The organism is Kitasatospora nipponensis, assembly GCF_039528135.1.
In the GTDB taxonomy this organism is placed as follows: Bacteria; Actinomycetota; Actinomycetes; order Streptomycetales; family Streptomycetaceae; genus Kitasatospora; species Kitasatospora nipponensis.
This window is the reverse complement of the sequence record NZ_BAAALF010000080.1, coordinates 17,851-35,521: the sequence shown is the minus strand read 5'-3', so window position 1 is coordinate 35,521 and position 17,671 is coordinate 17,851. Positions and strand designations below refer to the sequence as shown.

Annotated in this window: 16 protein-coding genes and 2 riboswitches; of the genes, 7 read left to right on the top strand and 9 right to left on the bottom strand. The window is 72.3% G+C overall.

Features of this window, described 5'->3' with window-relative positions; all coding sequences use genetic code 11:
• Positions 1–116: 116 nt before the first annotated feature.
• The 5 genes from ABD323_RS21795 to ABD323_RS21775 form a co-directional block, all read right to left on the bottom strand.
• Positions 117–1,202 (bottom strand): C40 family peptidase, encoded by a 1,086-nt coding sequence (locus tag ABD323_RS21795; protein ID WP_344443525.1) that lies wholly within the window; start codon positions 1,200–1,202, stop codon positions 117–119.
• A gap of 191 nt (positions 1,203–1,393) precedes the next feature.
• The gene (locus tag ABD323_RS21790; RefSeq protein ID WP_344443523.1) at positions 1,394–2,551 is read right to left on the bottom strand and encodes a C40 family peptidase; all 1,158 of its coding nucleotides are present in this window, start codon (positions 2,549–2,551) and stop codon (positions 1,394–1,396) included.
• Positions 2,552–2,554: 3 nt separating this feature from the next.
• Positions 2,555–2,707, bottom strand: a riboswitch (cyclic di-AMP (ydaO/yuaA leader).
• A 334-nt stretch (positions 2,708–3,041) separates the two neighbouring features.
• A complete protein-coding gene (locus tag ABD323_RS21785; RefSeq protein WP_344443521.1) occupies positions 3,042–4,067 on the bottom strand; it encodes a C40 family peptidase in 1,026 nt (341 codons plus the stop codon).
• A gap of 166 nt (positions 4,068–4,233) precedes the next feature.
• The gene (locus ABD323_RS21780; protein ID WP_344443520.1) at positions 4,234–5,745 is read right to left on the bottom strand and encodes an NYN domain-containing protein; all 1,512 of its coding nucleotides are present in this window, start codon (positions 5,743–5,745) and stop codon (positions 4,234–4,236) included.
• A 153-nt stretch (positions 5,746–5,898) separates the two neighbouring features.
• Positions 5,899–6,180: a hypothetical protein gene (locus tag ABD323_RS21775; RefSeq protein ID WP_344443519.1), complete on the bottom strand. Its 282-nt coding sequence runs from the start codon at positions 6,178–6,180 to the stop codon at positions 5,899–5,901.
• 196 nt (positions 6,181–6,376) lie between these two features.
• Here ABD323_RS21775 and ABD323_RS21770 point away from each other — a divergent pair, with 196 nt between their 5' ends.
• Both ABD323_RS21770 and ABD323_RS21765 read left to right on the top strand, forming a co-directional pair.
• The gene (locus ABD323_RS21770) at positions 6,377–7,201 is read left to right on the top strand and encodes a rhomboid family intramembrane serine protease (RefSeq protein WP_344443518.1); all 825 of its coding nucleotides are present in this window, start codon (positions 6,377–6,379) and stop codon (positions 7,199–7,201) included.
• A gap of 78 nt (positions 7,202–7,279) precedes the next feature.
• Positions 7,280–7,561: an Lrp/AsnC family transcriptional regulator gene (locus tag ABD323_RS21765; RefSeq protein ID WP_344443517.1), complete on the top strand. Its 282-nt coding sequence runs from the start codon at positions 7,280–7,282 to the stop codon at positions 7,559–7,561.
• A gap of 44 nt (positions 7,562–7,605) precedes the next feature.
• Here ABD323_RS21765 and ABD323_RS21760 read toward each other — a convergent pair whose 3' ends face one another.
• The 3 genes from ABD323_RS21760 to ABD323_RS21750 form a co-directional block, all read right to left on the bottom strand.
• Positions 7,606–8,967, bottom strand: coding sequence for an aminotransferase class V-fold PLP-dependent enzyme (locus ABD323_RS21760; RefSeq protein ID WP_344443515.1), 1,362 nt, complete (start codon positions 8,965–8,967; stop codon positions 7,606–7,608).
• A gap of 55 nt (positions 8,968–9,022) precedes the next feature.
• Positions 9,023–9,142, bottom strand: a riboswitch (SAM riboswitch).
• A gap of 127 nt (positions 9,143–9,269) precedes the next feature.
• Positions 9,270–10,343: an anthranilate phosphoribosyltransferase gene (trpD, locus tag ABD323_RS21755; protein WP_344443514.1), complete on the bottom strand. Its 1,074-nt coding sequence runs from the start codon at positions 10,341–10,343 to the stop codon at positions 9,270–9,272.
• A gap of 277 nt (positions 10,344–10,620) precedes the next feature.
• A complete protein-coding gene (locus tag ABD323_RS21750; protein ID WP_344443513.1) occupies positions 10,621–11,043 on the bottom strand; it encodes a response regulator in 423 nt (140 codons plus the stop codon).
• Between the two features lie 492 nt (positions 11,044–11,535).
• Here ABD323_RS21750 and ctaE point away from each other — a divergent pair, with 492 nt between their 5' ends.
• The 5 genes from ctaE (at position 11,536) to ABD323_RS21725 (ending at position 16,366) form a co-directional block, all read left to right on the top strand.
• Entirely contained in the window at positions 11,536–12,156 is a 621-nt protein-coding gene (gene ctaE, locus ABD323_RS21745; RefSeq protein ID WP_344443512.1) for an aa3-type cytochrome oxidase subunit III, read from the top strand.
• A 138-nt stretch (positions 12,157–12,294) separates the two neighbouring features.
• Positions 12,295–13,104: a cytochrome bc1 complex diheme cytochrome c subunit gene (gene qcrC, locus ABD323_RS21740; protein ID WP_344443510.1), complete on the top strand. Its 810-nt coding sequence runs from the start codon at positions 12,295–12,297 to the stop codon at positions 13,102–13,104.
• 8 nt (positions 13,105–13,112) lie between these two features.
• The gene (qcrA, locus tag ABD323_RS21735) at positions 13,113–14,210 is read left to right on the top strand and encodes a cytochrome bc1 complex Rieske iron-sulfur subunit (protein ID WP_344443509.1); all 1,098 of its coding nucleotides are present in this window, start codon (positions 13,113–13,115) and stop codon (positions 14,208–14,210) included.
• Positions 14,207–15,859 carry a cytochrome bc1 complex cytochrome b subunit gene (gene qcrB / locus ABD323_RS21730; RefSeq protein WP_344443508.1) on the top strand — a complete coding sequence of 551 codons (1,653 nt, stop codon included), beginning with the start codon at positions 14,207–14,209 and terminating at the stop codon, positions 15,857–15,859. Before qcrA ends, qcrB begins: the two co-directional genes overlap by 4 nt.
• Before the next feature lie 138 nt (positions 15,860–15,997).
• Positions 15,998–16,366 (top strand): GntR family transcriptional regulator, encoded by a 369-nt coding sequence (locus ABD323_RS21725; RefSeq protein ID WP_344443507.1) that lies wholly within the window; start codon positions 15,998–16,000, stop codon positions 16,364–16,366.
• A 62-nt stretch (positions 16,367–16,428) separates the two neighbouring features.
• Here ABD323_RS21725 and ABD323_RS21720 read toward each other — a convergent pair whose 3' ends face one another.
• A complete protein-coding gene (locus ABD323_RS21720) occupies positions 16,429–17,646 on the bottom strand; it encodes a L,D-transpeptidase (protein ID WP_425556103.1) in 1,218 nt (405 codons plus the stop codon).
• Positions 17,647–17,671 lie beyond the last annotated feature (25 nt).

Genomic DNA, 17,671 nt, shown 5'->3' with positions numbered 1-17,671 from the left:
CAGGGTGCCGCTCGGCGCGGGCGGGGCGAGGGGCGCCGCGGGGGGTCCGACCGTGACGGGCTGCTCGGCGGCCGACGGGTCGGCGCCGCACCGGTCGGTCACCGGATGCTGGACGCTCAGACCCGCACCACCGCCGCTACCGGCATCGCCGAGGCACTCTCGTAGCGGACCCGGGCCCCCGGGTACGGCGCGTGCACCACGTTGCCGCCGCCGACGTACATGCCGACGTGGTGCATGTCCCTGAAGAAGATCACCAAATCTCCCGGTCGCGCCTCGGCTAGGCTGATCCGCTGCCCCCCGAACGCCTGCGCCTGCGAGGTGCGCGGCAGGGTCACTCCGGCCTGCCGCCAGCTCCAGTACATCAGACCCGAGCAGTCGAACGTACCCGGGCCGGTGGATCCGTAGACGTACGGCGAGCCGATCTTGCTGAGCACGGCGGCCAGCGCCACCGCCGCCCGGTCCGAGGAGGGCGGCTGGCTGCCCAGGTCCACCCGGTCGGTGCCGCGGGTGGCCCGCTCGTGCGCCTCGCGGGCGTCCTGGGTCACCAGTTGGGCCCGCTCGCCGGCGCCCAGGCTGTTCAGCAGCGCCTGCGCGCTGTGCAACCGCTGCTGGACCTGCTGCTTGGCGTCGCCCAGGCTGCGGCGCACCGCGTCGAGCTCGGCCAACTTGCCGCTCGCCTCGGCCCGTCGCTGGTCGAGCCGGCGCTGCTGCTCGATCACCTCGCGCAGCGAGTCGCCGCGCTGCCGGGCGACCTGCGCCAGGCTGCGCGCCTTGGCCAGGTAGGCCTCCGGGTCGGAGGAGAGCATCAGTTGGACCGAGGGGTCCATGCCGCCCGAGCGGTACTCGGCGGCCGCCACCCCCGCCAGGTCCCCGCGCATCCGGTTGAGCGCGTCCTGCGCCACCGCGACCTGCTGCTGCAGGCTGCCCGCCTCGGCCTGCAGCCGCTTCTGCGCCTCCTCGGCCGCGTTGGACCGCTCACTGGCCTGCTCGGCCTCCGCGTAGAGCTGGTCCACCTGGGCCTTGACGTCGTTGCGGTCCGGCCGGGTGGGCATCCCCTGCGCCCCGCCGGCCGTTATCGCCAGCGCGGTGGTCGCGGCGGCGGTGACCGCCAGGACCCGGGCCAGCCGTCCGACGGTGCCCGATCGGCCGGCCGAAGCATGCGGAGAACGGCCCGGGGGAACCGGGCGTTGCGCCATCGCCATGGCTGACGACTCCAATCGCCGTGAGAACGGAGGTCCGGAGCGGAGATCCGAGCGCAGACGTTAGCGAGTCGTGGCAAGGTAGTCCAAACCCTTGCCTATACGAATATTTGATCCCCAATCGGACATCTCAGCGACCGGGGAACGCCGAAGGCCCGGCTCCCGCAGGGGAACCGGGCCTTCTCGCGCGGACGTCAGGGGCGCACGATGGCCGAGATGGCCATCACCGTCGCGGACTCGTAGCGGACCACCGCGCCCGTGTGCGGGGCGTGGATGATCTGGCCACCACCGACGTACAGGCCGACGTGGCTCTGGTCGCTGAAGTAGATGATCAGGTCGCCGGGCTGGGCGTTGGCGATGTTGGTGCCGATCGAGTTGCCGGCCGAGGCCTGCGCCTGCGAGGTGCGCGGCAGCGAGACGCCGGCCTGCGCGTAAGCCCACTGGGTGAGCCCGGAGCAGTCGAAGGCGGAGGGACCGGTCGCACCGTAGGAGTACGGCGAGCCCAGCTTGCTGACCGCGGCGGCGATCGCGGCGCCCCCCGCCGAGTTGCCGGCGGCCGGGGCGGCCGGCGCCTGCGCGGCCGGGGTGCTCGGCGCGCCGAGGTTGGTACGGGTGTTGCTGCGCGAGGCGGTGGCCTGCGAGTCCGTGGCGGACTTCGCGTCGGCGGCCGCCTTGGCGTCGGCGGCGGCCTTCTCGGCTGCGGCCTTGGCGTCCGCGGCGGCCTTCGCCTCGGCGGCGGCTATCGCCTGACGCTGCTGCTCGGTCAGCGAGTTGAGGAGGGCCTGGGCCTTGGCCAGCTTGGCCTGGACGTCGTCCTTGGCCGCCTTGAGCTGCTGCGTGGTGGTGTCCAGCTCGGCGAGCTTGCCCTGCGCCTCGGTCTTGTCCTGGTCGAGCTTGCGCTGCTGCACCTGGAGCTGCTTGAGCGTCTGGGCCTGGGTGCTGTTCAGCTGGTTCAGCGAGCCGGCCTGGTTCAGGAATCCGTCCGGGCTGGAGTTGAGCATCAGCTGCACGGTCGGCGAGATGCCGTTGTTGGCGTACTGGTCGGCGGCCACCTGCGCCAGGCCGCTCTGCAGGTTCGTCACCTGGTCCTGCTGGCGGGCCACCTGGTCCTGCAGCTCACCGACCTGCTTCTGCAGGGCCTGCTGCTTGTCCTGCGCGCCGAGGTAGCTCTGACTCGCCGACTCGGCCTGCGCGTTGAGGTCGTCGACCTGCGACTTGACCTGGTCGATGGTGGGCGTCGGATCGGCGTGCGCAGCCCCCTGTCCGGAGAGAGCCACTGCGGTGGCGGCCGCGGCGGTCAGGATCGACGCGCGGGTACGGCCGACGGGCTTGGGACGACGATGGGACGCCACGAATCCTTCTTCCTTCGACCGCCTACCGGGTGAGCTGACGGGTTCGGGCCGGAAGAGACGCCCTACGACGCCTCACCGGCCCCCTGGCCGACTCTGGCGCCGATTCACCCCGAGGGAACGTGGTTCCCCGGCTCCGGTCCGCAGCACCCCCTGGGGGCTTCCCCATCGGACAGTCAACTGTCCGCGCTGCTTTCCAGACTCGGCGGTAACCCCCGCTGCCACCCGGGTCGGGTGATCACCGTCGCGGTGGTCCGGGTCATGACCCTAGTAACTGATCCGTGATCCGTTCAAATCCTTGTCGGAAAAAACGTCGAACTTTGACTCTGCGTGGTAGAGATGTCACGCCCTGCCGATCTTCCGGGGCGCGTGCCGTGACCCAGGTCACCTCGTGGGGGTCCCTGGCCGCCCGTCAGGAAATGTCCGAATCGGCCGGGTTGTACCGAAAGTTGGCGCAATGAGCCGCCGGCACACCCGGTGCCGCGACGATCCGTCAGACCCGGCGGATGGTGTTGATCGACCCGATCGAGGTGGCCTGGGCGATCCGGACCACGTCGCCGGTGTGCGGGGCGTGCACCACCTGGCCGTTGCCGATGTACATGCCCACGTGGTGCATGTCGCCGCCGTAGATCACCAGGTCGCCCGGCTGGGCGTCGGCCAGGCTCACGCCGGTGCCGATGTGGCCCTGCTCCTGCGAGGTGCGCGGCAGCGAGACGCCGGCCTGCGCGTAGGCCCACTGCATCAGACCCGAGCAGTCGAAGGTGCCCGGGCCGGTGGCGCCCCAGACGTACGCGTGGCCCAGCTTGCTCAGCGCGGCGGTGACCGCGGCGCCCGCGTAGCCGGAGACCGGCGGCAGGGTGGTCAGGTCGACCCGGGTGTCGCTGCGCGAGGCGCGGTCGGCCGCCTGCAGCGCGGCGCGGTCGGCGGCGCTCAGCGAGTTGAGCAGCTTCTGCGCGGCCGCCAGCTTGGACTGCACGTCCGCCTTGGCGTCGTTCAGCTCCTTGGTGGAGCGGTCGAGCTCGGCGAGCGTGTCGGCGGCTTCCTTCTTCTCCTGGTCGAGCTTGCGCTGCTCGCCCTGCAGGGCCTTGAGCGCGTCCGTCTCCGTGGAGGTGGCCTGCGCCATGCTGGACGCCTGGTCCAGGTAGCCCTTGGGGTTGGAGTTGAGCATCAGCACCACGGCGGGGTCGATCCCGCCGTTGCGGTACTGGTCGCCGGCCACCGCCGCCAGCCCGGACTGCAGCTGGGTCACCTGGTCCTGACCGCGCGCCACCTCGTCCTGCAGCTGGGCGGCCTGCGCCCGCAGCTGGTCCCCGCGCTCCTTGAGACCGTTGTACTTCTCGGAGGCGGCTTCCTGCTGGTTGTTCAGGTCGTCGATCTGGGCCTTGACGTCTTCCTTGCTGGGCTTGGGATCGGCCCACGCGCCGGTCTGCGCGGACAGCGCGACCGCGGTGGCCGCAGCCGCGGTGAGCACGGTGACTCGAGTGCGGCTCGGCTGCTTGGGACGGCGGTGGGACGCCAAGGGACTGCTCCTTCTTCTGCCGGTCTCACCCGATCGGATGAGTGACCGGAAAAATAGGTTTGACGCCAGACCCTAGTGAAGATCACATCTTTGCGCCACTCCCCTGCCGCCATGAACTACCTTCGGCGGAGCGGCTTTCACCGACCCTTCACGCCGCGCGCGCCGGTCAGGTGCGAGCCAGCCGCTTCAGCAGCAGGACCGAGGCCACCGGGCGGGCGCCCGCCTTGCGCACGCCGTCGGCCACCTCCCGGTCCGCCGAGACCACCACCACCGGGCGCCCCTGCGGCTCGGCGCGGACCAACTGGCGGATCAGTTCGTCCGCGGTCTGTCCGGTCCGGCTGAACCGCACCCGCACCCCGCGCGGCGGCGCCATGATCACCGGCACGTCCAGGTCCTGCCCGTCGAAGACACAGGTCACCTCGGCCTGGGTGCGCTGGGCCAGCATCGCCAGACCGCCCAGCAGCCGCAGCCGCTGCTGCTCCAGCGGCAGGGTCGGGTAGCCGGTCTTGGTCACGTTGTAGCCGTCCACCACCAGGTGCACCTGAGGGATCGCCAGCAGCTGGTCGAGCAGCGCCGGGTCGTCCTCGGCCAACCCGCGCCGGGCCACGTCGTGCGGCGAGGCCGAACCGGGGACCACCGCGTCCACCAGGTCGGCCGGGTGCAGCTGGGTGACCGGCAGCGCCAGCTCGCGCTGCAGGCCCTGGGCCGACTGCAGCACGGTGTCCAGGAGCAGCCGCAGCCGCATGTCCTCCACGCTGCGCCCCTCGCGGACCGAGCGGCGGCTGGTCTCCAGCGCCGCCTCCAGCTCGGTCACCCGGTGCTTGAGCCGGCGGTTCTCACTCTCGGTGACGCCGCGCTCGGTGGCCGCGGCCGCCGCGGCCGCGTCCAGCTCGGCCGCCAGCTTGCGGCTCTCGGCCTGCGCCCGGCGGGTGTCGCTCTCCAGGCTGCGCAGCTTCTTGCGCAGCGTCTCCAGCTCCTTGCGGGACCCCTCGCCCTCGGCCCGCTGCCGCTCCAGGTCGTGGCGGGCGGCCGCCCACACCCCGGCCAGCTCCTCCTGGAGCTTCTCCACCAGCCGGGCCGCCTCGGCCGCGGCGTCCTCGGCGCCGGCCCGTTGGGCCTGCTCACCGGCCTCGGTGACCAGCTGCGCCCAGCCGCGCGGGCGCAGCAGGTAGGCGGCGGCGGCCACGTCCAACGGCTCGGCGGCCCCCGGGACCTGGCCGGCCTCCAGGGCCTTGACCAGGTCGGGCTGGCCCAGCCGCAGCCGGTCCGCTATCCGCAGCCGGAAGACCGGCTCGGCCTCCAGCGCGGCCGCCAGCGCGGTGCCGGCGTACTTGGCGCGCCGGGCCGGGGTGAACTTGGCGTACGGGCGCAGCGTGGTGGGCAGCTCGGTGACCGGCAGGCCACCGAGCGCGTCGGCGGCCAGGCCCACCACCCGGCGGCGCACGCCCTCCGGCAGCGGCCGGTCCAGCTGCTCGCCGGCGCCGGGCTCCTCGTCGAGCCGCCCGTCACCGTCGGCCGGCCCCTGGTCACCGGCCGGCCCGTCGTCCTCGGGCCGCCCGTCCCCGGGCTGCTCCGCGGCGTCCGGTCCAGGCGCGCCCAGCCCGTCGGGGCCGGGCTCGTCGACGGCGACAGCGGGCGGCTGCCCCTGCGGCTCAGCGGCCTCCCTCGCTGCGTCCATCGCGTCCTCGGCTCCGATCCTGGTCTGCGGGGCATCCCGGCCGGCGTCCGGCCACCCCTGACTCACCGCTCTGTGCAATTGTCTCGTGCGCGGCGTCCCGGGGACACCACGCCACTCGCCGGCACGCGTCGCCTCACCGCGCCGGCGCGACGCTCACCGCGCGGTCTCGGCGCCGTCGCCGCTCTCGGTGACCGCGGCGGCGTCCGCGTCCGGCCGGGCCACCAGCTCGACCTGGTCGACCGCGTTGCACCAGCGGCAGCGCACCGACTCCAGGGTCTCGGCCAGCACCTCGGTCTCCTCCACCGTCGGCTCGCCCGCCAGGTCCAGGTGCACGTACTCGACCACCCGCGAGGAGCGGGTCACGTCGAAGCGCGTCAGGTTGCCGCACAGGGTGCAGCGCCAGCGGGTCTCGGCGGTGGGCGCGGGGACGGTCATGAGGCGGGGTCCTCTTCTCTGGTCCGGGGTCCGGGCCGCTGCTGTGGCCAGGCCCCAAGCCTAGGCCCTGGGGCTGTGACACCCTCCACCGGATACCGGTTCCCACCTGCGCCGGGGCCGCTCGAACGCGCGCGCGGTAACCCGGTCGCAGCACAGCGCGGTGTCGCGGCCGGCCCGGCGCGGAATGGATCGGCGCATGACGATCCAGCAGCAGTCGCCGGCCGGCCCGGACACCGCCCCGCGGCCCGGCGGCGCCCCGGCCCCCCTGGTCAGCTACCTGCTGATCGTCGTCAACTGCCTGGTCTTCCTGGCCGGCCCGGACGGCGTCAACCCCTCCTACGGGGCGAGCACCGCGCAGCGGGCCTGCGCGGCGCAGCGCTACCAGCAGCGGTGGGGCGCGGTCCCCGCCGAGCTGCTGAGCGACCGTCCGCTGACCGCGGCGCAGCTGGCCCGGACGGCCCCCGCGGTGGCCGACTGCCCGGCCCGCGCCACGCCCGGCAAGATCCCGGTCCTGTCGGTGCTCAGCTCGCTCTTCGTGCACGGCGGCTGGCTGCACCTGCTCGGCAACATGCTCTTCCTCTATGTCTTCGGTCCCGGGCTGGAGGAGCGCCTGGGCCGGTTCCGCTTCCTCGGCTGCTACCTGGCGCTGGGCGCACTGGCCGCCTACGGCTACGCGCTCACGACCGCCGGCGGCGCCCAGGCGCTGCGGCCGCTGGTCGGCGCCTCCGGCGCGATCTCCGCGGTGCTCGGCGGCTACCTGCGGCTCTACCCCAGGGCCCGGGTCACCGCGCTGGTCCCGATGCTGCTCTTCCTGCCGCTGCGGCTGCCGGCCTGGCTGGTGCTCGGCCTCTGGTTCGCCGTCCAGTGGTGGTCGGCCGGCCAGGCCGCTCCGGGGGTGGCCTACCTGGCCCACGTAATCGGCTTCGCGGCGGGGTACCTGACGGTCTGGGCCGCCGCGGCCCGCGGCCGCCTGCCCGCCCGCCCCGACTCGGCGGCTGCCGGTGGCGCCGCCGGGCGCTGAGCCGGCCGGCACCCGCTGCCCCGCCTCCCCTCCACCAGTACGGTGGTCCCGACGTCCCCCGGCCCCAGGAGCCCCGCCATGATCACCGCCATCGTGCTCATCAAGACCAGCGTCGACCGGATCCCCGAGATCGCCGAGGCGATCGCCGCCATCGACGGGGTGAGCGAGGTCTACTCGGTGACCGGCGGCTACGACCTGGTGGCGATGGTGCGGGTGCGCCGGCACGACGACCTGGCCGACGTGATCCCCGGCCGCCTCAACAAGGTGCCGGGCGTCGAGCACACCGAGACCCAGATCGCCTTCCGCACCTACTCGCAGCACGACCTCGAAGCCGCCTTCGCGCTGGGCCTGGACGGCTGAGGGGCGGGCGGCCCACCACGGGCCGGCCGCCCCCGCCCGCCGCGTCAGCGCCGGGTGTCCGCCACGCAGCGCCCGCCCTCGTTGCGGTAGCTCCAACGCGCCCCGTCGGTGACCAGCTCGCGCACCGCGGTCAGGAAGCGGTCCAGGTGCTCGTCGGGGGTGCCGGCGCCGAAGCTGACCCGGATCGCGTTCAGGCTGCGCTCGCCGGGCAGCGAAGGCTCCGGCGCCCCGCACTCGGAGGGCGCCGCCTCCTCGCCCCCGAGCAGCGTGCGCACCAGCGGGTGCGCGCAGAAGAGCCCGTCGCGCACGCCGATGCCGTACTCGGCGGAGAGCGCGGCCGAGAAGTGCGAGCTGTTCCAGCCCTGGACGACGAAGGAGAGCACCCCGACCCGGGCCGCCTCGGTGCCGAACAGGCTCAGCACCCGGACCTCGGGGATCTGCGCCAGGCCCGCCTGCAGCAGGTCGATCAGCTGCTGCTCGCGGGCCTGCAGGGCGTCGAAACCGGCCTCGGTCAGCGCCCGGCAGGCGGAGGCGACGGCGTAGGCGCCGATCACGTTGGGCGAGCCGGCCTCGTGCCGGGCCGGTCCGCGCTGCCACTCGACGGCCACCGAGCCGTCCACCTCGCGGGCCACCGTGCGGCTCGCGCCGCCGCCGGCCAGGTACGGCTCGGCCGCGTCCAGCCAGTCGGCCCGGCCGGCCAGCACGCCCGCGCCGAAGGGGGCGTAGAGCTTGTGGCCGGAGAAGGCGATCCAGTCGACGCCGAGCTCGCGCACCGAGACCCGGTGGTGCGGGGCGAGCTGGGCGGCGTCCAGCACCACCCGGGCGCCGTGCCGGTGGGCGACCTCGGTCAGCTCGGCCACCGGCCACAGCTCGCCGGTCACGTTGGAGGCGCCGGTCACGCAGAACAGCCGCGGCCCCTCGGGGTTCGCCGCCAGCGCCTCGTCCAGCGCGGCGACCGCCTCGGCGTGCGAGCGCGGGGCCCGCAGGTAGCTGACGGTCAGGCCCTCGCGGCGCCAGGGCAGCAGCGAGGCGTGGTGCTCGGTCTCGAAGGCGAAGACCCGGGTGCCGGCCGGCAGCACGCCCGCCAGCAGGTTGAGCGAGTCGGTGGTGGCCCGGGTGAAGACCACCTGGTCGCCCTCGCGCAGGTCCAGGAACTCCTCGACGGTGCGCCGGCTCTGCTCGAAGAGGTCGGTGGATAGCTGCGAGAGGTAGCCGGCGCCGCGGTGCACGCTGCCGTAGTAGGGGGCGTAGGCGGCCACGTCGTCCCAGACCCGCTGGAGGGCCGGGGCGCTGGCGGCGTAGTCGAGCGCGGCGTAAACCACCTTCTCGCCGCTCACCAGCGGGACCTCGACGTCGGAACCGAGGACGGCGAGCGGGGCACAGACGGATGCGGAGACGACGGACATGGTGAGGCACTCCCTCGGGGGTTCTGGACCCCGGGAGTGCTGATGAGACACCGGTGGTCCGCGCTTGCCGGGCGAACCTATCGTCGCCTGGCCCGGTCTTCACCCAGGGCACCCCGCCACGGACGGAGGGTTGCCGGACAGCAAGCTGGGGCTTGTCGCGCTGTCACTCATGACCTGACGAAGACTGTAGGCACCCGGTCGAGGAGTGGTCAAATACCGTCCCGCCATTCGGACCAGTGGTGGGACGGCGGACGGCGCGACGGGCCGGCACCGATGTCCGGTGCCGGCCCGTCGGGGCTCGCTCAGCGCGCGGTGGCCTCGGCCCAGCGCTTGAGGGTGTCCTGCGCCGCGCCCGTGTCGATGGCGGCCGCGGTGCGGACCATCGCCGTCGCCAGCTGCTCCACCAGCGGGGCCTCGGTCAGGTCGAGCGCGACCAGGGCCGCCGCCGAGTTCAGCACCACGGCGTCGCGCACCGGGCCGCGCTCGCCGGCCAGCACCCGGCGGGCCACGTCCGCGTTGTAGCCGGCGTCCGCACCGCGCAGCTTCTCGAGGCCGACCAGCTCGATGCCCAGCTCACGCGGGTCCAGGGTCACCTCGGTGACCTCCCCGCCGCGCACCACCCAGACCTGCGAGGTGGAGCAGACGGTCAGCTCGTCCAGGCCGTCGTCGCCGCGGAAGACCAGCGCGCTGGAGCCGCGCCGCGCCAGCACGCCGGCGATCAGGCCCGCCAGCCGGGTGTCGAAGCAGCCGACCGCGTGCGCCGTCACCTTGGCCGGGTTGGTCAGCGGACCGAGGATGTTGAAGGCGGTGGGCACCCCCAGGTCACGGCGGGCGGGAGCGGCGTGCCGCATCGCGGGATGGAACCTGGCCGCGAAGCAGAAGGTCAGCCCGACCTCCTCGGCCACCTCCGCCACCCGCCGGGCGTCCAGGTCCAGCCGGATCCCCAGGCGCTCCAGCACGTCGGAGGAGCCGCTCGCCGAGGAGGCCGCCCGGTTGCCGTGCTTGACCACCTTGGCGCCGGCCGCGGCCGCGACGATGGCCGACATGGTGGAGATGTTGACGGTCTTCGCCCGGTCGCCGCCGGTGCCCACGATGTCCACCGCGGGTCCCGGGATGTGCAGCGGCTCGGCGTGGGCGTACATCGCCTCGACCAGACCCAGCACCTCGTCGACCGTCTCGCCCTTGGCCCGCAGCGCGACCATGAAGCCGGCCACCTGGGCCCCGCTGGCCTCGCCGCTCATGATCCGGTCCATCGCCCAGGCCGCCTCGGCCTGCGCGAGGTCGGAGCCGTCCAGCAGCGTGCTCAGGATGTCGGGCCAGGTGCTGACCACCTGCGCGGGGTCCTGACCGCCGTTCGCAGGGTTCACATTCACCATGGCCGACTCCAGCTCGCGTCCGTGTAGCGCCGAGGGGCCCGCGGCCCCGGAGAACGCTGCCAGCCTAGCGATCGGGCACCGGCCGCCGTCCTGCCCCGCGCGACCCTTCTCTCCTGCTGAGACGGCCCGCCCGCGGCCGTGTCCTCCCGCGTTCCGACCGGCGGGACGGACCTTGTCCGACCCTCGGGACGCCGTCGCGCGGGCCACCCCGGTGGGGCGACCCGCGCGGCGCGTCGTCGGCGCGGTCAGCGCGGGCGGTGACCCGCGCGGCGCGTCGTCAGCGCGAGAGGCTGCGCGCGCCGAGCCGGGCGCGCAGCAGGGTGGCGGTGGACTCGGCCAGCGCCATCGGGTCGACCGGGTGCGCGATGGCCGCGTCCGCCCGGCTCCAGGCGGCCAGCCAGCTGTCCTGCGGGCGCCCGATCAGCACCAGCACCGGCGGGCAGCCGTAGATCTCGTCCTTCACCTGGCGGGCCAGCCCCAGACCGCCGGCCGGGACGGCCTCGCCGTCCAGGATGCAGAGGTCGATCCCGCCCTTCTCCAGGGCGCGGAGCACGGCCGGGGTGGTCGCGCACTCCAGGTAGGTCAGCTCGGGCAGGTCGGCGGCGGGCCGGCGGCCGAGCGCCTCGGTGACCTGCGCGCGAGTGTTGCGGTCGTCGCTGTAGACGAGAACGGTGACTGTCTCGTCGCTCGTGTGCGTCATCGGCCCTGCTCCCAGGTGTTCAGACAAGGTGCCCCGCTCCGTCGCGAGCCTCCGCGGCAGGGCGGGGCGCGAATGTGATCCGGACCACGTCCACCACTTCCGGATGCTACTCCCGATCACCCGTCCCGGTGAGCGTGCGGCGCGATCTCTTCCGGATACCGTCGGTGGGCGGCCGACACGCGGCACCACCGCGGCGAGCCGACGGGGTGTCACCCACCCGGAGGAGTGGCCGTCACCCTCGGGGGCACAGACCACCCGTACGGCTCACCTCCTACCCCAGCCCGGCCCCGCCCGCCGTCAGGACGCGCCCGGCAGACGGGTGGTCGACCCGAACCTGCCATCAGAAAAGTCGCACCGGTGCGGGAATCACGCCTGGTCGGGCCGCCGGGGCCGGCTCGCGCCGTCGTCCGCGCGGCCATCCGGGCATACCGCACGCACCGGACACTCCGAGGGAGACCCCCCGGCGTGAAGACGGAATAAGGGACCGACATAATGTCGGTCGTGGCGACAGCAACAGCAACAGAAACCGGGCACGCTCATGGATCGGTCAACCGACCGAACATGACCAGCGTCGGAACCATCGTCTGGCTGAGTTCCGAGCTGATGTTCTTCGCGGCCCTCTTCGCGATGTACTTCACGGCTCGATCCGTGAAGGGACCAGACTTCTGGGCCGAGAAGGCGCATGCCCTCAACGTCCCCTTCTCCTCCGTGAACACCACGATCCTGGTGCTCTCCTCGCTCACCTGCCAGCTCGGCGTCTTCGCCGCCGAGCGCGGTGACGTGAAGAAGCTGCGGTCGTGGTTCTCGATCACGTTCGTGATGGGCGCGATCTTCATCGGCGGCCAGATCTTCGAGTACACCGAGCTGGTGAAGAACGACGGCCTCTCGCTGTCCTCCGACCCGTACGGCACGGTGTTCTACCTGACCACCGGCTTCCACGGGATGCACGTGACGGGCGGTCTGATCGCCTTCCTGCTGGTGCTGGGGCGGACCTACGCCGCCAAGCGGTTCACGCACGAGCAGGCCACCGCGGCGATCGTCGTGTCGTACTACTGGCACTTCGTCGACGTGGTCTGGATCGGCCTCTTCGCGACCATCTACCTGATCAAGTAGCCGATCAGGTCGCTGGCCGCCGGCCGGACCCGCTGCCCTCACCGGCTCCGGGTCCATCGCTCGTGCCGATCCCCTGCCGACGCCCAACGGCGCCTGGCCCACCACCAGCCGACCAGATCCTGACACCGGGGTTATTCCGTGAAAAAGCTCTCCGCACGACGGCGCCACCCACTGGCGGCGCTGGTCGTCCTACTCTTCGCCCTCGCGGCCACCGGGGGGCTGTACGCCGCGTTCGCGCCCGCCGAGAAGGCCCAGGCCGACACCTCCGCGCAGTCGCTCGCGATCGACGAGGGCAAGAAGCTCTTCGCCGTGGGCTGCTCCTCCTGCCACGGCCTCAACGGCCAGGGCAGCAGTGACGGCCCGAGCCTGGTGGGCGTGGGTTCCGCCGCCGTCGACTTCCAGGTCGGCACCGGTCGGATGCCCGCACAGCAGCCCGGCGCCCAGGTCCCGGCCAAGAGGAACATCTACAGCCAGGCCGAGATCGACCAGATGGCCGCCTTCGTCGCCTCGCTGGGCCCGGGCCCGGTGACGCCGACCAAGGAGCAGTACACCTCCACCGAGGTGGACGCGATCGCCAGGGGTGGCGAGCTGTTCCGCACCAACTGCTCGCAGTGTCACAACTTCGCCGGTGCGGGTGGTGCCCTGACGCAGGGCAAGTACGCCCCGACGCTGGAGAACGTCGACCCGAAGCACATCTACGAGGCCATGCAGACCGGCCCGCAGAACATGCCGTCCTTCCCCGACACCACGATGCCCGAGCAGCAGAAGCAGCAGATCGTGGCGTTCGTCCGGTACCAGGCGAACGACGCGCCCAACCCCGGTGGTCTGTCGCTGGGCAGTCTCGGTCCGGTGACCGAGGGCCTGTTCGGCTGGATCTTCGGTCTCGGTGCCCTGATCGCCATCGCGATCTGGGTCGCCGCCCACACCACCAAGGCCAAGAAGTCATGAGCCACGACATGTCAGACGACAAGCTGCCGGGGGCGCACGGCGCCACCGAAGACGGCCTCTCCCACGCCAGTGGCGAGGCGGCCGTGGCCGACAACCCGTTCGCGGACCCGGGCCTGCCGGCCCACCACCCGCGGCGGACCGACATCGACGAGCGGGCCGCCAAGCGGGCCGAGCGACAGGTGTCGCTGCTCTTCGTCACCTCGATGCTGGCCACCGTCGGCTTCATCGCCTCGTACGTGGCGATCGACCCGGACAAGATCGTCTACATCTTCCCGCTGGGTCACATCAGCGCGCTGAACTTCGCGCTGGGCATGACCCTGGGTGTGGCGCTCTTCTGCATCGGCGCGGGCGCGGTCCACTGGGCCCGCACCCTGATGTCGGACGTCGAGATGCCGGCCGAGCGCCACGCGATCGAGGCCGACGACGAGGTCCGCGCGGACGTCATCGAGCAGTTCAAGACCGGCGCCGCCGAGTCCGGCTTCGGCCGCCGCAAGATGATCCGCAACACCCTGATCGGCTCGATGGCCCTGGTGCCGCTCTCCGGCGTGGTGCTGCTGCGCGACCTCGGGCCGCTGCCCGAGACGAAGCTGGACCACACCGGCTGGGACGAGGCCACCCCGGCCGCGCCGATCCGCCTGGTGAACATGAACACCAACGAGCCGATGAAGCCCGAGGACATCACGGTCGGCTCGCTGACGTTCGCCAAGCCGGGTCCCTCCCCGCTGCGTCCGGAGGGTCTCCAGGACCACGACGTGGACTTCCAGGAGGCGATCGCCAAGGACGCCCTGATGCTGATCCGGATCGAGCCGGCGGACATCAAGGACGACAAGTCCCGCGACCTGGGCTTCGAGGGCGTGCTCGCCTACTCGAAGATCTGCACGCACGTCGGCTGCCCGATCAGCCTCTACGAGCAGCAGACCCACCACGCGCTCTGCCCCTGCCACCAGTCGACCTTCGACCTGTCGGACGGCGCTCGCGTCATCTTCGGCCCGGCCGGGCACCCCCTGCCGCAGCTGAAGATCACCACCGATGCCTCCGGCTACCTGGTGGCCACACAGGACTTCGCCGTGCCCGTCGGCCCGAGCTTCTGGGAGCGCAGCGCATGAGTTCCGCGAACAGCACCAAGCAGGCCCCCCCGGCCAGCACCCGCGCCAAGCCCGCCAACAAGGGTGAGGCCGCCGCGGACTGGGTGGACGGCCGGCTGGGGATCTACACCCTGGCCAAGTCCAACCTGCGCAAGATCTTCCCGGACCACTGGTCCTTCATGCTCGGTGAGATCTGCCTCTACACCTTCATCATCATCATCCTCACGGGTGTCTACCTCACGCTCTTCTTCAAGCCGAGCATGGGCGAGGTCATCTACCACGGCAGCTACGCGCCGCTGGACGGGATCCGGGTCTCCGAGGCCTACGCCTCGACGCTGGACATCAGCTTCGAGGTCCGTGGCGGTCTGCTGATCCGCCAGATCCACCACTGGGCCGCGATCGTCTTCGTGGCCGCGATGTTCGTGCACATGATGCGCGTCTTCTTCACCGGCGCCTTCCGCAAGCCCCGCGAGATCAACTGGATCTTCGGCTTCCTGCTGCTCTTCCTGGGCTTCTTCGACGGCTTCCTCGGGTACTCGCTGCCCGACGACCTGCTCTCCGGCACCGGTATCCGGTTCATGGAGGGCGCGATCCTGGCCGTCCCGCTGGTGGGCACCTACATCTCGTTCTTCCTCTTCGGCGGGCAGTTCCCCGGCACCGACATCGTGCCGCGGTTCTTCACCATCCACGTGCTGCTGATCCCGGGCGTCATGCTCGGCCTGCTGGTGGCGCACCTGATCCTGGTCTTCTACCACAAGCACACCCAGTGGGCGGGCCCGGGCAAGACCGAGAAGAACGTGGTCGGCATGCCCCTCATGCCGGTCTACATGGCCAAGGCCGGCGGCTTCTTCTTCCTGGTCTTCGGCATCATCGCGGCGATGTCCGCGATCGCCTCGGTCAACCCGGTCTGGGCCTACGGCCCCTACCGTCCCGACCAGGTCTCCACCGACGCGCAGCCCGACTGGTACATGGGCTTCGCCGAGGGTCTGATCCGCGTCATGCCGGGCTGGGAGATCCGGGCCTGGGGCCACACCCTCAACCTGGGTGTGTTCATCCCGCTGATGGTCTTCCCGCTGGTCCTGGTCGCGCTCGCGGTCTACCCCTTCATCGAGTCGTGGATCACCGGCGACAAGCGCGAGCACCACATCCTGGACCGCCCGCGCAACGCCCCGGTGCGCACCGCGGTGGGCGCCGCCTGGATCAGCCTCTACCTGGTGCTGCTCGCCGGTGGTGGCAACGACCTCATCGCGACGCACTTCCACCTCTCGCTGAACGACATCACCTACTTCGTGCGGGTGGGCTCGTTCGTCGTGCCGCTGATCGTCTTCTTCGTCACCAAGCGCTGGTGCCTGGGCCTGCAGCGCCGCGACAAGGAGAAGGTGCTGCACGGTCGCGAGACCGGCGTCATCAAGCGGCTGCCGCACGGTGAGTTCATCGAGGTGCACGCCCAGCTCCCGCAGGCGACGCTGCACACGCTCACCTCGCACGACCAGTACGAGCCGGTCGAGCTGCCGGCCGAGACCGACGAGAACGGTGTCGCCCGCAAGGTCGGTGTTCTGGACAAGACCCGGGCCAAGCTCTCCGAGAGCTACTTCGGTGAGGGCAACCAGATCCCCAAGCCGACCGTCGAGGAGCACCAGGAGATCACCAGCGGCCACGGCCACCACTGATCCCCGCTCCTGCTGACGTGCTGTCAGCCACCTGAGGGCCCCTGCCCGGCACTGCCGGGCGGGGGCCCTTGGCGTCCCCGCCCCGCCTTCCGTCCCCCGTCCCCGTCCCCCTGCCCCGTCCCGCGAGGAGAGCGCACCGTGCAGCTGAGCATCGACCACGCCGCCGCCACACCCCCCTACGAGCAGCTGCGCGCGCAGATCGCCGAGCAGGCCAGGGCCGGCACCCTGCCGGCCGGCCTGAAGCTGCCGACCGTCCGGGCGCTGGCCGAGCAGCTGGGGCTGGCCGCCAACACGGTGGCCCGCGCCTACCGGGAGCTGGAGGCGGACGGCGTGGTGGAGACGCACGGCCGGCGCGGCACCCTGGTGGCCGCCTCCGGTGACGCCGCGCACCGGCTGGCGACCGCCGCGGCCGTCGAGTACGCCGAGCGGGCGCTGCGGCTGGGCCTGTCACGCGAGGAGGCCCAGCGCGCCGTCGGCGGTGCGCTGGACCTCGTCTACCGGACCTGAGCCGGGCCGGGTTGAGCCGGGCCGAGCCGAGATGGGCCGGGCCGGCCCGGAGCGCGGCCGCCTCAGACCTCGGGCCGCAGGGTGGCCGCGCTCTGCGCGCTCGGCGCCGGACCGCTGGTGTCGATCGCCTGGCCCAGGGCGCTGCCCTTCAACCAGGCGTCCCAGCTCAGGTTCCAGTCGCCGAAGCCGTTGCCGAACGGCTCCATGGCGTGCCCCTGGCTGTTGACCACCTGCACGATGTCGCCCACCCGGGTCTGCTCGAAGAACCACTTGGCGTTGTCGGTGCTCATCCCGGTGCACCCGTGGCTGACGTTCTCCACGCCCTGCGAGCCGACCGACCACGGCGCGGCGTGCACGTACTCGCCGCTCCACGTCACCCGGGTGGCCCACTCCACCTTGAGGTCGTACGACTCGCTGCTGCCCTTGGCGATGCCGATCGTCTCGCTGCTCATCTGCACCACCCGCTCCTGGCCCAGCACGACCTTGATGCCGTTGCGGGTGTCGAAGCCGGGCTTGCCGGTGGTCACCGGGATGGTGTTGACCACCTCGCCGTTGCGCTTGAAGGTCAGCTGGTCGCTGGAGGCGTCGACCAGCGCCTCCACCCGGTCACCGGTGCGGAACGAGACGGTGGAGAGCGAACCGCCGTACATCGAGCCGTCGATCGAGCGGCCCTGGGCGTCGTAGGTCAGCTTCACCCGGGTGTTGGCCGGCCAGAAGTCCTTGGGCCGGAAGTGCAGGTTCTTGTTGTCCACCCAGTACCAGGCACCGGTCACCGCGGGGCTGGAGACCACCGTGAGCGCGCGCTCCACCTGCTGGCGGGCGGCGGGGTCCTTGACCTCCTCGGAGAGCTGCACGGTGAGCGGCTCGCCGACCCCGTAGACCTCCTGGCCCAGGTCGGGGCCGAGGGCGGCGTTGAGCAGCTTGGCCGCGGCCTTCACGCTCACCACGGCGGTCATCTCACCGCGCGCGCCGTCACCGTCCGCGGCGGCGATCACCGCGGTGTAGCGGGTGCCGGGGGCGAGCGGCCCGGCACTGTGCCAGCCGTGTCCGCCGGCCTCCAGCACGCCCGGCACCTGCCGGCCGTCCGGGCCGGTGAGGGTGACGTCCGTGACGGTGTCGCCGGACTCGGCGGTCACCGTGAACGGCTTGCCGGGCTCCGCGTCGCGGACCGGCGAGGTATGGACCAGGTGCGCCGCGTCGACCACTCGCGGCGGCGTTATCGCCGCGCCCGCGCCCGCGCCCGAGCCCCCGCCGCCCGAACAGGCCGCGAGCGGGCCCATCAGCAACGGCGTGAGCGCCAACCAC